Source organism: Pseudomonas sp. ANT_H4, from assembly GCF_008369295.1.
GTDB lineage: Bacteria > Pseudomonadota > Gammaproteobacteria > Pseudomonadales > Pseudomonadaceae > Aquipseudomonas.
In genome coordinates this window covers 86,077-101,786 of the sequence record NZ_VOBG01000016.1, presented here as the reverse complement: position 1 = coordinate 101,786, position 15,710 = coordinate 86,077, and the positions used below count along the sequence as shown (strand labels likewise).

Sequence of the window (15,710 nt, the reverse complement as noted above, 5' to 3'; positions counted from 1 at the left end):
GTTTGTCGCTTTGTTAGCGTGCTCGGAAATTTAAGCTTGTTCAGGCTAGGTATGACCTGACATCGCGTTTTTGCCTCCTCTCTCAGCTTAAGGATAAGCGTATGTTCGCACCGGCCAATGCTGCGCACTTCACGTTACTGATCCCCTCTGTTCGCAACGACTTCAAGGTACTGGCCTTTCACGGCTCTGAAGCTATCAGCAGCTTGTACGCGATCCAGGTTGAACTCGTCAGCGAGTCCCCTGATTTCGATTTGGAAAGTCTGCTCAGTCAGCCAGCGTTTCTCCAGTTCGGCCTGAATGGCGAAGGTATTCATGGGCGTATCGAAGATGTGTTTGTAGGTGAAGGGGGTAAGCGCCTGACCCGTTATCATCTGACCTTGGTGCCGGCTCTGCACTATTTGCAGTTCAGCCACAACCAACGGATATTCCAGCACCTGACGGTGCCGCAGATCGTGGCCCAAGTGCTCAACGGACACGGCATCCAGGCGGATGCGTATACCTTTCATGTCAGCACTAGCCCAGAGCGCGAATACTGTACCGAGTACGGGGAAAGCGACTTCGAGTTCATCCAGAGGCTGTGCAGTGAAGATGGAATTTCGTGGCACCACCAGCACAGCCAGGATGGCCATCAGTTGGTGTTCACTGACGATCAGACCTATTTCCCCAAGCTGGGGGGCACACCGTATCAGCAAGGCTCCGGCCTGGCCGCGGATCACCCGGTCGTCAGCCAGTTCTGGATGCGTTTTAGCACCCGAACCAGCACAACCACCCGCCGGGGCTATGATTTAAAACGCCCAAGCCAGTTGCTGGAAAGCCAATTTACCGCCGAGTTCAGTCCTGCTCTCGAAGACTACCGCTACCCGGTGCTGATCGAAAATGAAAAGCTCGGCAAACAGATTGCCCGGCAGGCCCTGGAGCGGCACCGTACCGACTACCAGTTGGCCGAGGGTAAAAGCGACCAGCCGATCCTGCGCAGTGGCCACTTCTTCGACCTGACCGAACACCCGCGTCAGCAGTGCAACGCGTTGTGGCTGCTGCTGAGTGTGACGCACTCAGGCAAGCAACCTCAGTCACTGGAGGAAGCAATCACCAGCGACGTCAAGTCCGAAGACGGCTTCACTCAAGGTTACCGCAATAGCTTCAGCGCCATCCCCTGGGACGTGTTTTACCGTCCACCGCTGGTCACGCGTAAATCGGTATTGGTCAGTCAGACTGCCCGAGTCACCGGGCCTGCTGGGGAAGAAATCTTTTGCGATGAGTACGGGCGAGTTAAGGTTGAGTTCCATTGGGACCGCGCCGAACTGGGCAGCGACAAGAGCAGTTGCTGGCTGCGGGTGTCATCCAGCTGGGGGGGGAAGGTTTCGGTTCGGTGACCATACCGCGCATCGGCATGGAAGTTGTGGTGACCTACCTGGAAGGTAATCCCGACAATCCGTTGATTACGGGTTGCGTGCCTAACAAGGTCACACCTGTGCCGTACCTCTTGCCAACGAACAAAACCAAAGCCGTGCTGCGCAGCCATAGCTCCCCGCACAGTGGTGGTTACAACGAGCTGTCGATTGAAGACCGTGCGGGACAGGAACTGATCTACCTGCGTGCTCAGCGCGATATTGAACAGGTGATCCTCAACGACAGCGACACCAAGATCGGTAACGACCGCAGCGAGCAAATTACTCGCGACAGTCACAGCCTGATCAGTAATGACCGCTTTGAGCAGGTAGATAACAACAGCTCCAGTCTGATCAATGGCGACGAGCTACACACTACCCAAGGCCTGCGTAACACGGTGATCGGTGGCAATGAACTGATCTCCATCGCCGGCAATAGCAGCACCGTGGCGGATGGAACGCTGGTGATACAGGCTGGGCCACACGCTCATGTCAGCGCCGCCAACGTGGTAATTAATGCGGGCATGAGCCTGACACTCAAGGCTGGTGGTCAGCACATTGTCATCAGCGCAGGCGGGATCTTTAGCAGCGTACCGATAGTTGTAGGCGGCGCACCGGTTGCGGGTGCAGCGGCTACGCCCGCCCTGTCGGTGATTCCTGTGGCCGCGCTGACAATGATCGTCAACACCCTCCCCATGGAAGCGCTACTCAAACAAAACGCTGTTTTCCGTGAAGCGACCTCCGGAATTTGTCCGGTGTGTGATGCCGCCCAAGAGCAGTTGGACGCCGAGGGGGCTCAAGCATGACGTCCATGACCCCAAAAAATGGACTGCTCCTGCTTGACGGCGCTCAGTATGACGACGCTTTTGATTGGTTGAACGAGCACTACGGTCTCGACAACCCCCTGCCACTCTTCAAGGGAACACCGTACGAGCCTATTGCCGGGGCCGGACCATTTTTACTCAATGCTTCATACGGCAGTGCCGCCTATACCGAGTGGTGGGGCGGCGGTGACTTGCAACGCGGCGTATGGCTGGGCTCTCTTAAAAGCGCCAATCAATTACTTCCAATCCTGCAACGACGCTTACGCATTTTTGATGAACAGCGCCGCGAATTTTGGTTACGCCTGGCCGATGGCCCCGCGCTGAATCGCGCACGGTTGGCCGGCGCCCAATGGCCTGCTGGTTTTTGGTGTGGCGTGGATAGTGTCTGGTTGCGACATGGCGGCGACTCAGTGCGTGCATGGACGAACGAAACACCTGAGCGTGATTCTGCTATCGCGGATAAAGGTTTAGCGGCACAAATCATCTTGCCCAATGCGCTCTTGCACGCGCTCAGCTTACCCGCCAACACGGAACAGCATTCATGAACCCACCCAATCAAGCGCCCTACGGGACGTGCCCGCTTTTCGCCGCTGTTTTGCCTCTGCGCTATGCCTTGGGTCCCACGGCAGCTGTCGATATCAGTGCCCATGGTCTGCCCCCGCTGAGCGGACAGTTTCCAGATCTTGGGCCGCGCCATCCTGACCTGGCCGAGCAAGACCTTAATTACACCTCGCGCTTGCTGCGCGATGGTTGGCTCTACGTCTGGGAAAGCGCTCCAGCCAAGCTGGTGGAGTATCAGGTCGAATCAGCGCAACTCACGCAAACCTCACGGGCAGGACGGGTGATTGACACCCGAACCCAGCCACACCTACTGCTCAGAGCTGGCGATTCTGCCGGTTTGGTGTGGTCGCCAGTTCGATGGAGTGAGCCGCAGTATCAGGCAGCCAAAAAAGACCCCGCCGTGCGCCAGCGCGTCATGCGCAGTTTTGTGCCGGGTACTGCACCGTTCAGTGGCCAAGTGGACTCTATCAACAAGCAGATTGGCGAATACAGCGATGCAACTCGCTATGGCTGGAGCAGTGAGCCCGAAACGGAGCACGCGCCCAACTGGCTGAAAGTGCTCAAGCAGATGGCACGTTGCGAACAGCACACTTATGCTGTCATTGATGATGCTTGGGGCGTGCTGCTCGATCTCGCTGCGCTGATGCGCGCCCGTAAAGCGGGGTTTGACAGTTATCAGGAACATCACGCGGAAGAGTGGGCCATTGCGGGTGTTTTAAAGTCCTTGAGCGATAATGACGCGCAACTAAAAACGCAGTTGCCCTCAATCACTCGCTATGACGAGTTGAGTCTCGCCTGGGAAGACCAGAACACGCAGGAAGACCGCTATACCGCCGACATGCGCCGGCTGGCGCAGCTCTGGGTCGATTGGTTCAAAACCTTGCAAGTGAATGGCCCCTCCAGCATGGACACCGCCTGTGGCCACTTCGATATCACTCAGCCAGCCAGTCGTGAGACCTTGGAGTTGCATTTTGCTGCCGCCTGCCTAGGCCCGGCGAATACCAGCGCCGGAGCCAAGGCCATAACGCTAAGCCTTGAAGGTGATGCGCAAGGCAAACCCTGGTTGCTCTGGGCATTGCTTGGGTTACCCAAAAGGCTTGGCATTGGAGAAATAAAATACCTGATCGATTTGAGCGATGCTGCCCACGACAATGGCGCATCGCTGAAAGAAGGCGCCACTCAGTTGGCTAAAGCCTTTGGTTATGCCGAAGCGATGAACAAGGCGGCTGAAAAGCTGAGTCAACGGGCTCCGGCGTCCAGTATGGAAGCTTTATTTCTGTCCCTTGCGCCGGCTGCTGGGCTGCACTTGCACCAAGCGGAAAATGCCGCCAGCACCGCTGGGCGCATTTACATGGCCGCCGCGTTAGCTCGCAGTGGCCAGCGTATTCAGACCTTGGGTATCACACCGCGCCAACTGGGCGAGTGGTACAGCGACCTGATAGGCACCCGCAACACACTGCCTGCCAGACTCAACGTGACGCCTCTGGCCGGTGCCGTGAGCGAAAGCATTCCGTTTATGCACCTGGTACCGGCCAGCACCAAGCTGCCGCCGTTGCCGGCGAATCTGGCGGCGAGTGCTGAGTTGGGCAGTGTGTTTGATTTGAAGAGCGCATTGGGTAAAGCGCCGATCAAGTGTTTGGTAACACTGATGGCGGGGGTGAATTTTGTTTGGGCGACGGATCAGCTTTTTGAAAAGCGGACTTACCAAAGCGCATTTAGTACCGCTGGGGCAGCATTTGGCATTGGTGCTGCGGGCGCAGCGGTTGTTCAGCGAGTGGCCGAGGTTGACTGGGCTTCGGCTGTCCGCCAAAGCGGAGGCACGTCGATTTCATCACGGCTACTTTTGGCCAAGGCTTTGGGGCGCGCCGCCACTACTGCTTTGGCGCAAGGCGTCTTTCTGGCGTTCGACGTCGTGCTTTATGGGGTAGACGCCTTTGAGGCCTACAAAGCGGGCGACTTTGACACCATGGCCGTGAACTTGGCAGTCGTTGGCGCTTCGCTGGCCAGTATCAAAATTCAGGTCCAGGCGTTCCGGGCGCTACGGGTCGCACGGGCCGCGGTGATAGCCGGGGATGCGGCGACTATTGCCAGGGGGCTCAACGTAGTGCCACACCTGGGAGCCAAGCTACTGGGTCTCGCGGTGGTGATTGTGGGTGGAGTGATTACCCGGATCTATACAAAAGACACGCCGTTGGAACAGTGGGTCAAAAATAGCTATTTCGGCATTAGGAAGGATGAAGAATGGGCCCACAGCTATGCCCAATCCATGGATAGGCTCTACCCCCTTCTTTTCCCAATTAGCGTCGAGGCTTATCGGTTGGCTGAACTCAACCCTTACCAAGGGCAAGTTGTCTCCACTTACCTGTTGCTAAACCTGCCCGGTGAAAACGTGGAGCTGACCGACGGTATGATTCATTTCACCGGCCAGGAAGTTTGGGGCGACACACTCGGATATCACTCCGATAAAATCCAAAAGGTCGAGTGGACAGGTAAAGACTTTGCTCGGCATAGCGGTACCCGCGTTCCTGTGCCAGCCGGCATCACCCCTTATCGTCGTGTGTACCATGAGGACGGTGTTAGAGACTTGCGGCGCATCGAGGGCGATTTGATCTATTCCCCTCGTGAAGGACTGACGCTGCCTTCAGTGAAGATCATGGAGCGAGCTTGGATATGAATACGCCAGAGCAACCCCTTAGTAACGCGGCATCAGCAATAAAACTCGAACCGGACAAGCCCACTGGCGAACAGCCAATGGAGCTGTTTATTACTGACGAACATACCGAGTATTACCTCGCGCTAAAAGCTGGGGGAGATTCGGATCGAGGGTTGCTCACCGGTGTATTAGGTGGAATAGGTGGCTGCGCATTGGTGGGACTTGGCCTTATAGGAGCAATGCAAGGTAAGTTCGATATCACCTATATGACGTTTTCTATAGGCATACCTTTATTTCTGGTGCCGTTCCTATGGGAAACACTACGCCCATTACCTCTGCCCATCCTATTTAACCGCCGCACCCGCGAGGTGTACTTCGATCATGAAGGCGAACTGTTCCACACCCCATGGGATGGCATTAGCGCTGTTGCCAATGAGTTTCAGCTAGTGGGCACCCAAATCGGTGGAATGCAAAGCGCTTCGCTTGAAATTCGAGTGTGGAAATTTGAAGAACCGGAAAACGCACTGATGATCAGCCTTGGTGCGCCGTTCGGTAAATCACTGGCGATGCAAAAAGGTTTTTGGGAGTACATCCGTGCCTACATGAACAACGGCCCTTACTTCGACGAACACGGTAATCACAGTGAATCGGATGCGTTCGTAAAAAGCCAGCTGGACGTGCGATTTAAAATGAGCGATAGCTTCAAGCAAACCCTGGCGCAGTTAAAACAGGCGAAAAACGAGGCGGACGGCAAGAATTACTTAGGCGCCAGTGATGTTGCAAAGCTGATATTAGAGCCAATGCTCTACCCTCAGGATCGAATCCAGGAATTCACCTACAGCATTGCAAAACGCCGCTCTCGCAACCGCTGGCCAAACGTTGTTGCTGAGCGTTTGAAAACCAATGGACCTACCACGCGTCTTGTCGATTTGGAATGCGAGATCGCGGCGAACCAATAATGTATCGGTGTGCTGCTTTCGTTTTCGAAGTTTTGCTATGCGTCGTTCTATTTACCTAAAAAATGCAACAGGTAATGGACCTTGTCCTGCCTAATATTAAAATAAAGGAAAAACATGCAAGCTATTTTTAATTTGAAAGTTTCCCTTGAAATCATGAGTTGGGCGTGTGGAAGCTTAGTCGTGACTTCGATTCTTCTTTTTTTTCCGATTCTTCAGTTCCAGAATTATTTTGGGTTGTGGTTGGTAGGCGCGTCGATCTTGGTAGCTGTAATACTTTTCGTCACTTGCTCCTTCGCAAGGCGTGATCATAAAGTGAGCATTTCAATCGTTCCGGAAGGGTTGATGTTTCGCGATGAGGCCGATGGTTATAATCGCCAAGATCTGATCCAATTTGAAAAAATACGTTCGATCCACGCTCGCCGGAATCCATTTTTTCAATCACTTATTATTGACTTGAAAGAACAGAACCAACAATTTACGCTGAGTAATGTATTGCTCCCCAAAGATTTTATTTCGCAGGTGCAGGCGCGAATTGGCGGTACAATCTCTCACGTTTGACGCCGTGCTATTTTGGGATAGAAGGTGATGTTGCGGTTATTAAGTGGGAATGCCTGTTTTGGTGCTTGTCTGGTACACGCTAACCAAAACTTGTTGAAGTTGAAAGTAAAATATTAAATCAAAAAATAAAGGCATGGAAAACTCCATGCCTTTGTTTTAATTGATTCCGATTGGCTTATCATTTTTGTCATAGCAAATTGGATACTCGCAGTGCCCGCCTGCATTGAGTACTTCTAGTTCGTAGACTGCTGGCAGGTATTGCTTAAGCTCCTCCTTTAGCACTTTCTTACCGTTGATCGTGCATTCATCATCTGCGCGCGGGTTGCACCAGGCTTCTTTTACGTCGATTGTTTGTGTGGGTTTTGTCATGGGCGTTTTTTCGATCTGTGGCTCGTCATCGACTGACTCACCACTCGTTACATTCGCATCCAACGAGTAGGCAGCAATAGCGTCTTTTGCGCTCGTTTTGCTGATGCCGTGATCTAGCAAAAAGTCCTGAAGTATTTTTCGGGATTGAGCGTAGGTAACCTCTTGAGTAAGCCGACACCTATTAGATACGCCCTTCCGGTAGCTGGGGTGCTATTTCACAACACAAAAGCGACTGAAAACATTCGCGAGGACGTGAGGCGGAGAGTGGTTCGCAGGGTAAGTATAGAGGCTGTCATAAAACTGGCATAACCGAGCCAAAACCACCCAATCAGACACAAAAAAGGCACTTGCGATAAACGCTAAGTGCCTGATTTGTATAGCTTATTTGGTGGAGCCGGGGTAATTTGAATTGGATTGTTAGGGGCTTGATTTAACTAAATTATGTGAGTTCGAAAAAAACTTTGGAATACCAAATGGAATACCGTGAGCAACTGGGTCGAGCACAATGCATTGTATCCGTCTCTTTTTTGATGAAGGCCGAAAGCAATCTCTGTTTACTCGAAACCGGGCAAACTGAGCATGCCGCCAGTGGTGCGTTTGCCAAAGCCGGTGGGCATTAGGATTTTGTGCTTCTTCATCTCTGCGAGTACCGCCAACCATTCGGTTTTGCCAAAGCGCAGCTTGGTGTCGTTCCAGCTATGCATGACTTCGTCCACGATGGCTTCATCAGAAGCCGGGCGGCCTTCGAGAATAAAGTCGTTCCAGGCTGCGTAGAGGGTCACTATCATTTCGCAGCGATCCGTATCCCAGTCCCGCATCAGCTCGATGACTCGCTCTATGGCGGCTCGCTCAGTGGCTGACCAAGCGGTGTTGTATGCCTGCCGATGCTGCCCAGCTTTGGAAAGTGGGCGGTAGGAGTGGCCCTTAGTCTCGCGCTCTATGCGCTCATACCACTGGTTGTTTTGCAACCCAGCTTCGACCTGGTTCATCAGTTGGCGATCATGGGGGCCGGCTACGTTGCGCAGGTAACTGCCCTGAATCGCCTTGAGCCTGGCCGCATGCTCGGCCAGGTAAATCACCTTCTGCAGCTTACGTTGGCCGAAGGTGCGCTGGGCGTGAAGCCTGTGAGTGACTTCGGCGGCGAGCAGGGTGCGAGTGGCTTTTTGATCCGTGGTAATAGGGAGCGACTGGCCATCTTTGACAAGGGCGCGCTGGATCAGCGTTCCGGTCAGTTGTTCGTTTAGTTGGCGCGCCTGGATTAGGCGGGTTTTGAGTTGGTCGCAGAGTGCCATTAGCTGATCGACCTTGGCGACGATGCGGTGTTGTTCTGCCAGAGGCGGCACAGCCATCAAAAGCGAAGTCGACTGAGCCAGATATAAGCCGGGCTGCGCACTCTGCTTAACCCCTGCCCATATGGCGCTTTGCAATTGGGGAGATCGGATCATCAGTGCCAGAAAATTGGCATCAACAAACAACGGCCTAATCAGCGTGACGCTTCGCACGATGACCATATCCATGTTTTCTTTAATAACAGTTAAGCGGCCTAAGGTCGCACCAACTGAAACCATCATTATATCGCCTACTTCTGGCTTGCAGCGGCTCCAGCATTTTTCAGCAATGCTGCGCTCTACATAATCGGTGTTTCCATAATCCATAAAGCCATCACGAACATTTTTCGCTGTAACCAGCGGAATCTGAGTACTGTCACTTGTCCGCTGCGGTGTTAAGTGCTCCCCATCTGTAATCAACAGGGCACAGTCAAGTAGGCGCGCCCATTGCCACCCCGTGGCCAATTCAAAAGGCTTTTCACCTGCTGCAATTTTGTGCGGAGGCTTCTGCTTTTTCAGTTTGCCTTCCGCCATAAGCCGCTGCTTTTTCGTTGCAATTCGCGTGAGCAGTTCGCTGGCCGGTTCATCGTCGGGATCTTGCGGCACCAGTTTGCCCATAACGGCCAGCTGCAGCAGGGTTTGTTTGAGGGCGTCGATGCTTGGTTCTGTGGTGAACAGTGTTTGGAAATGTTCTGCCAGGCGTTGCCAGTTGGTGGCGAAATTGGTCGCGTCGCTGGCTTGGGTTAGGCTTTCGAGCAGCTCTTTTACCAGTTGAGCGTGGACGCTTTCGGCATTAGCCTGCTGGGCTTCCAAGCGGTCGCACAGGACCATCAGCGCATCGACTTTCGCGACGATGCGGTGTTGTTCGGCTTCGGGTGGGATGGGTATTAGGAATTGAGCCAGCTTCCCGATGCTGAGTCCTTCACGCGAAACACCGACTTGCACATCCATTACAGTCTGTTGGACCAGTTGTGAGATCAGCGCCACATGAAGGAACTGCTGAGTATTGTCTGAAACTGGTCGAATAATAGTTACGTGCTGACTTACGTTACCTGTATCAAAGTCAGAAGGTACTGCCGCACAGCGCCCAATAGATGCACCGGTGATGTTGAAGAGCAGGTCACCTGATTCAACCTGTGTTCCTGACATTTTTTGGTGTGTCGCTTCAGGTATGAAGGCGACGTTATCAAGGCGAAGCCCTTCATTCCAAACGTTTTGAGACCGAAGAAATTTGACACCGTCCGTGACGTAAGCCTGTTTTCCTCCTAATGGAGTGCTACCTGCCCCAATTTTCTTAAGTAGAGCATCAAGTCGTACCCACTCCCACCCAGAAGGCAGCTCAAAGGGTTTTTCTTCCACATTAATCTCTGTCAACGGCTTTTGCTTTTTGATCTTGCCCTCAGCCACCAATCGCGCCTTTTCCTCGGCAATCCGCTTCAGCAACTCACTGGCTGGTTCATCGCTCGGGTCCTGCTGCACCAACTTGCCGCGCACCGCCAGCTCGAGAATCAGCTCACGCAGCTTATTGATGCCATTGGGCGCGCCAGCCAGCAATGGAAGGTTATCGGTAAGCAACTCCGTCATACTTGGCGCTCCAAGGCTTCAGCCAGTACAGCCTTAAGCTGGTCGCGCAGATCGCCGATCTCGCATTGCAGGCTGGCGTAGTCGCGAAGCAGTTCGTCTGGATCGTGGCTAATCTGCTCTCCGATGTGCGGATTCTTGCAGTCCAGGTTCCAGTTGCGTGCTCGCAGCTCGTCGATGCTGGCCTTCCAGGCAAATTCATTCTCCACGCGCGCGACAAAGCTATCGGCTTCGCTGCCCCACCAGGCTTCTTCCACGGCGAATTCTTCGACGTGCATTGGGCGGGTCTTGGAGTAGTTCTTCACTCCGGCCGGGTACTGGTGCTCGTAGAACCACACCTGTTTGGTCGGTGTGCCTTTGGTGAAGAACAGCAGGTTGGTCTTGATGCCGGTGTAGGGGTTGAAAACACCGTTAGGAAGACGAACGATGGTGTGCAGGTTGCACTCGGTCAGCAGCTTTTCCTTGATACGGCTTTTAATCCCTTCGCCAAACAGGAAGCCGTCGGGCAGCACTACGGCGGCGCGACCGCCGTCCTTGAGCAGGTGCATGATCAGCACCAGAAACAGGTCGGCGGTTTCGCGGGTGCGGAAAGCTGCGGGGAAGTTGGTTTCGATGCCGTCTTCTTCCATGCCGCCGAACGGCGGGTTGGCGACGATACAGTGCACGCGCTCGCTCGGGCCCCAACTGATCAGAGGTTTGCTCAGGGTGTTGTCGTGGCGAATCTGGTTGGGTACCTCGATGCCGTGCAGGATCATGTTCGTGGTCGCCAGCAGGTGCGGTAGCGGCTTTTTCTCCACGCCGAAAATGCTGGCCTGCAGGGTGCGTTCGTCTTCGGCGGTTTTTACGTAGCGGCTGCGTTTGTGTTCGATGGCGCAGGTGAGGAAGCCGCCTGTTCCGCAGGCCGGATCCATGACCTTCTCGTCTAGCTTGGGGTCGACCATGCGCACCATAAATTCAGTGACTGGGCGCGGGGTGTAGAACTCGCCGGCGTTACCCGCGTTCTGCAGGTCTCGCAGCAGTTGCTCGTAGAGGTTGCCGAACTCGTGGCGTTCCTGGGCTTTATTGAAGTCCACGCCTTCCTGAATCTTATTGATCACCTGGCGCAGCAACTGCCCGGACTTCATGTAGTTGTACGCGTCTTCAAACACGCTGCGTACCACAAAGGCCGAGGGCGTGTTGCTGTACTCGTGTAGGTTCTGCAGTTGGGGGAACAGGTTGTTGTCGATAAAGCCCTTGAGCGCATCGCCGGTCATGCCTTCCGGATCGGCGGCCCAAGTACGCCAGCGGCAACTGTCGGGAATGGGCGAGCGATAGTTGTCGTCCATCAGCTCCCATTCCAGCTCACGGTCATCAAAGATCTTCAGGAACAGCAGCCAAACTAGCTGGCCAATGCGCTGGGCGTCGCCGTCTACGCCAACGTCTTTGCGCATGATGTCTTGGATGGACTTGATGGTGGAGCTAATGGACATGAAGTTCTCTCAACGCGTACCGCAAGGGGGCGAAATTCTACAGGATAGTGTGAACGACTGCTTTGGCACGTCGTCAGCAGTTGACCGTTAGCTTGCGTAAAGTTCGTCTTCCAGCTCGTGGATAGCCTTGTTGTAGCCAGCCTTGCCGCCAAAGGCTTTGACCAACTCCATAGGCGCACCGAACTGGCTGAATGGGTCGAGCTGCAGGATTTTGATGTCCTCGATATGCTCAACGCCGGTATCGGCGTATTTATCCACTAAAGCCTCCAAAACCTGGCGGGCCGCGCCGGAATACTTGGCGAAATAGTTGCGCTTTTTCACCTGCTCAGCCCGCTCGCGGCGTGATAGGGCAGGCTGATCGAAGGCAACGTGGCAGATCAGGTCGAATGGATCGAGCTGTTTACCCTGTTTTTTTTCCACTTCCTCTGCCAAGGCTTCCCACATCACGCCCTGGACGGCCATCTCCTCAATGATGACTTTCTTTTGCTCGGAATCACTCCAGCGCCGAAGGAAGTCATCCAGTGAGGCAAACTGCTTTTGTACGCAGGTGCGGGTGTAGTCGTGGAGCGACTCTGTGATCAGGCGGCCATCCGGGCCGTAATACTGCACACGTTCGGCGATGACAGAAATCGTGACGTTGTCGATGACATACTTGATGCGTTTTTTGCCCTCATCTTCGCTAGTAAAATCCAAGTCATCGCCCTCATTACCATCGCCCGCGCTAATGCCATCTTCGTCGGCAAGCGGGTCATCCGGTGGTACGGGAGAGTCATCACCTTCCGGGGCGTAGATCACCACCGGGTCGCCGTCGAAGGCCGGGTCGGCAAACAGCTCGGTGGCCTTTTTGAAGTCCATGATGGTGAACCAGTACTTGCCGTAGTCCTCGTTGATGCGCGTGCCACGACCGATGATTTGCTTGAACTCGGTCATCGATTTGATGTGCTGGTCGAGCACAATCAGCTTGCAGGTCTGAGCATCGACGCCAGTGGTCATCAGCTTGCTGGTGGTGGCAATCACCGGGTAGCGCTCTTCCGGGTTGATGAAGTTATCCAGCTCGGCCTTGCCTTCCTGGTCATCGCCGGTGATACGCATGACGTATTTGCGATTCTCGGCCACACGCTCGGGGTTGAGGTTGACCAGTGCCTGGCGCATGCGCTCGGCGTGGTTGATGTCGTCGCAGAAGACGATGGTTTTCTGAAACGGATCTGTGGCCTTGAGGAGTTCGGTAACCTTCTGCGCCACCAGTTGGGTGCGGGCCTCGATAACCAGGGTGCGGTCCATATCCTTGAGGTTGTAGATGCGGTCTTCGATCAGCTCGCCATTTTTATCGAGCATGCCTTTGGGCGGCCGCCAGCCTTGCAGGTCTTTATCGAAGTCGATACGCACCACTTTGTAGGGGGCGAGAAAGCCGTCTTCGATGCCTTGCTTCAAGGTGTAGCTGTAAATCGGCTCACCGAAGTAAGTGATGCTGGAAACCTCTTTGGTTTCCTTTGGTGTGGCGGTAAGGCCAACATGGGTGGCGCTGGAGAAGTAGTCGAGGATTTCACGCCAGGCGGAATCCTCGGAGGCGCTGCCACGGTGACATTCGTCGATCACGATCAGGTCGAAGAAGTCGCGGGAGAACTGCTTGTAGATGTTCATCTCTTCATCAGTGCCGGTGACGGCCTGATAGAGCGACAGGTAGATCTCGTATGAGGTATCGATCTGACGTTTGGCGATTTTGGTCATCGCCTGGCCGAAGGGCTTGAAATCGTTGTTCTTGGTCTGGTCGACTAGGATGTTGCGGTCGGCCAGAAACAGGATGCGTTTCTTCTGTTTCGATTTCCACAGACGCCAGATGATTTGGAAGGCGGTGTAGGTCTTGCCGGTGCCCGTAGCCATCACCAGCAGGATACGGTCTTGGCCGCGCGCAACAGCCTCGACGGTGCGGTTGATGGCATTCATCTGGTAATAGCGCGGCATGCGCCCGGAGCCGTCGTCGTAGTAGGGCGCTTCGATCTTGTGTTGGGCTGTTGTATCCAGCCCCTTCCACTGGCAGTAGCGGTGCCAAAGTTCGGCAGGGCTGGGGAATTGATCAAGGGTGAGTTCGGTTTCTACCTGGCTGCCTGTGCCACTGCGGTCGTGAAACAGGAAACCATCGCCATTGCTGGAGAACACGAACGGTACGTCCAGCGCCTCTGCATAGCCCAGGGCTTGCTGCATGCCGGAGCCAACGGAGTGCTTGTTGTCCTTCGCCTCGATTACAGCGATAGGTAGGTTGGCCTGGTGGTAGAGGATGAAGTCTGCGCGGCGTGCTTCACCACGGCTGTGAAGTTTGCCTCGGACGATAATGCGGCCTTTGGTAAAGCTGACTTCCTCGCGCATCTGCTTGTGCATGTCCCATCCAGCTTGCTGAACGGCTGGGGCGATGTACTTGCTGCAGATGTCCCGCTCGGAAAGCGACTTTTTGTCCATAACCCCAATTCCCTTTCAAGCCGGCCTGGTCGCTCCATTCCGGCACTGCTGATCGTGCTCGATGGGCGTAAATGTACCTTGTTTGATAGTGGCACGGGGGAAGATCAGATTTTGGTGGTTGAAGCTGTAGGCAAGATGAGTCGAGGCCATGACAGCGCGAGTGTTTTGCGTCGTCCCGATTCCTTTATCTTGGATCGTTCTCTGCAGCGGGCTGAAGATGGCTAGGGTGGATAGGACCACAAGCGAATCGTTGGTACTGAATTAACTTCCGTCGGCGTACATCACCAATTTGGCGGAGCATGTTCGGTCGTTCCCGATCCATGTAGGCCGCTGGAAACAGCTCCGGATCGTAGGGGATGGCGTCCAGCACGTCGATTCCATATTCGACATAAACACGCTTGCCTAGCGGTGTCAGGGCCAAGGCCTTAATTCGATGGATATGCTCTGATATGACTCGATACCCATCATGAACCAGCAAGTCGCGCAGGTAGTGGTTCGATGCGCGTAGTGCGATCTTCACTCGCACTGACTCCCGGTGCTTTCGATCCTGCCAGTAAGCGAATAGATTGAACAATCGGGACTTTAAACACGTGATGGGATCGATGACGGCGACCTGCACACCTTCGATATCCAGGACGGATAAATACTTGAAAATCTCTTTTTTGGGCGCGCCCCCTACGCTGTCCATTTCCAGGATATCGACGATGACCTCTTTACCGTCAACCCAGTCAATGTACGCGGCGGCAATATTTATCGTGTTGTCGTCCATCTTCGCCTTGCGAAAAGGGACGCCCATCATCTGGGCGCAATAATCAATAGAGTTGGGCTTGCCGATAAAGTCCAAGTCATCGCTAGTGACGAATCCGACATCCTCGCCTGTCATTTCGTCGATGAGGTATTGCCGGGCCCAAAGCGTAAGCGATTGCCCGCCAACGATCACAAGGCCGTAATCGGTGACAGCTGATTGAATTGAGGGACGGTAGACGCGCTGAATTAGATCGAGCAGGAAAGTGAAGAGCTCTGAACGTTCAAGTAGGGCGAACGGAGCGTCTTCGTTTACCGCTTCGGGCATCAGTTGCTAAGCGCAGAGAATCGTTGTGGGCGAGCGATTGAAGCAGAGTTGCCACGAAGGGCAGCTTTGGCACGGGCAGCAGCCATTTCAAGCATCTGAGGGTCAGCTGCATAGACAGCATCAACCTGACGGTCACGTGAGCTGCTTTTAAGGCTCATCATTTCCGCAAAGCTAAGGTCTTTTGAATGCTGGTGGCTGCTGATCATGGCGAAAGTACCCATAAGGGTGGAGATATAGACTTGAATTTGAGGTTAGCACATTCAGTCTGCGCATTTACAGGTGAAGGGCTGTGATTGCAAGGCTTTAACCGACGAAATGCATTACCTAGTGAGCCTTTAACGCATTAAAAGACGATCTTTAAGAATCTAATCAGTTGTCAAGTGAAATGTCAACAGTGGTGTGGGTACTGTAGCGTTAGCTAAGCCTATCAGCTCCGGCATTGAGACGCGCTGACCCACATTGGTGATCCGTAATCGAAAAATTGCATGCACCGA

General features: G+C 54.1%; 10 protein-coding genes and 1 pseudogene. 5 read left to right on the top strand and 6 right to left on the bottom strand.

Going from position 1 to position 15,710, the window contains the following annotated elements; translation table 11 throughout:
* Nucleotides 1-101: 101 nt before the first annotated feature.
* From FQ182_RS19890 to FQ182_RS19870, 5 genes and pseudogenes are all read left to right on the top strand, one after another.
* A pseudogene (locus FQ182_RS19890) lies at nt 102-2,194 on the top strand (type VI secretion system tip protein VgrG).
* A complete protein-coding gene (locus FQ182_RS19885) occupies nt 2,191-2,757 on the top strand; it encodes a DUF4123 domain-containing protein (protein ID WP_149413256.1) in 567 nt (188 codons plus the stop codon). The pseudogene FQ182_RS19890 and the gene FQ182_RS19885 overlap by 4 nt, the downstream one beginning before the upstream one ends.
* Nucleotides 2,754-5,447: a toxin VasX gene (locus FQ182_RS19880; protein WP_149413255.1), complete on the top strand. Its 2,694-nt coding sequence runs from the start codon at nt 2,754-2,756 to the stop codon at nt 5,445-5,447. Before FQ182_RS19885 ends, FQ182_RS19880 begins: the two co-directional genes overlap by 4 nt.
* Nucleotides 5,444-6,385, top strand: a complete 942-nt coding sequence (locus FQ182_RS30390) for a hypothetical protein (RefSeq protein WP_256666212.1) — start codon at nt 5,444-5,446, stop codon at nt 6,383-6,385. Before FQ182_RS19880 ends, FQ182_RS30390 begins: the two co-directional genes overlap by 4 nt.
* A gap of 114 nt (nt 6,386-6,499) precedes the next feature.
* Nucleotides 6,500-6,943, top strand: a complete 444-nt coding sequence (locus FQ182_RS19870) for a hypothetical protein (protein WP_149413254.1) — start codon at nt 6,500-6,502, stop codon at nt 6,941-6,943.
* A gap of 156 nt (nt 6,944-7,099) precedes the next feature.
* On the opposite strand, the gene FQ182_RS19865 is transcribed toward FQ182_RS19870, so the two are convergent.
* The 6 genes from FQ182_RS19865 to FQ182_RS19840 form a co-directional block, all read right to left on the bottom strand.
* Nucleotides 7,100-7,432, bottom strand: coding sequence for a hypothetical protein (locus FQ182_RS19865; protein WP_256666210.1), 333 nt, complete (start codon nt 7,430-7,432; stop codon nt 7,100-7,102).
* Nucleotides 7,433-7,866: 434 nt separating this feature from the next.
* The gene (locus tag FQ182_RS19860; RefSeq protein ID WP_149413253.1) at nt 7,867-10,224 is read right to left on the bottom strand and encodes a restriction endonuclease subunit S; all 2,358 of its coding nucleotides are present in this window, start codon (nt 10,222-10,224) and stop codon (nt 7,867-7,869) included.
* On the bottom strand, nt 10,221-11,690 hold the full coding sequence (locus FQ182_RS19855) for a class I SAM-dependent DNA methyltransferase (protein WP_149413252.1): 1,470 nt from the start codon (nt 11,688-11,690) through the stop codon (nt 10,221-10,223). Before FQ182_RS19855 ends, FQ182_RS19860 begins: the two co-directional genes overlap by 4 nt.
* A gap of 87 nt (nt 11,691-11,777) precedes the next feature.
* A complete protein-coding gene (hsdR, locus tag FQ182_RS19850; protein ID WP_149413251.1) occupies nt 11,778-14,144 on the bottom strand; it encodes an EcoAI/FtnUII family type I restriction enzme subunit R in 2,367 nt (788 codons plus the stop codon).
* A 184-nt stretch (nt 14,145-14,328) separates the two neighbouring features.
* Nucleotides 14,329-15,216, bottom strand: coding sequence for a hypothetical protein (locus FQ182_RS19845; RefSeq protein WP_149413250.1), 888 nt, complete (start codon nt 15,214-15,216; stop codon nt 14,329-14,331).
* Entirely contained in the window at nt 15,216-15,422 is a 207-nt protein-coding gene (locus tag FQ182_RS19840) for a hypothetical protein (RefSeq protein WP_139048416.1), read from the bottom strand. The genes FQ182_RS19845 and FQ182_RS19840 overlap by 1 nt, the downstream gene beginning before the upstream one ends.
* Between the last annotated feature and the right edge of the window lie 288 nt (nt 15,423-15,710).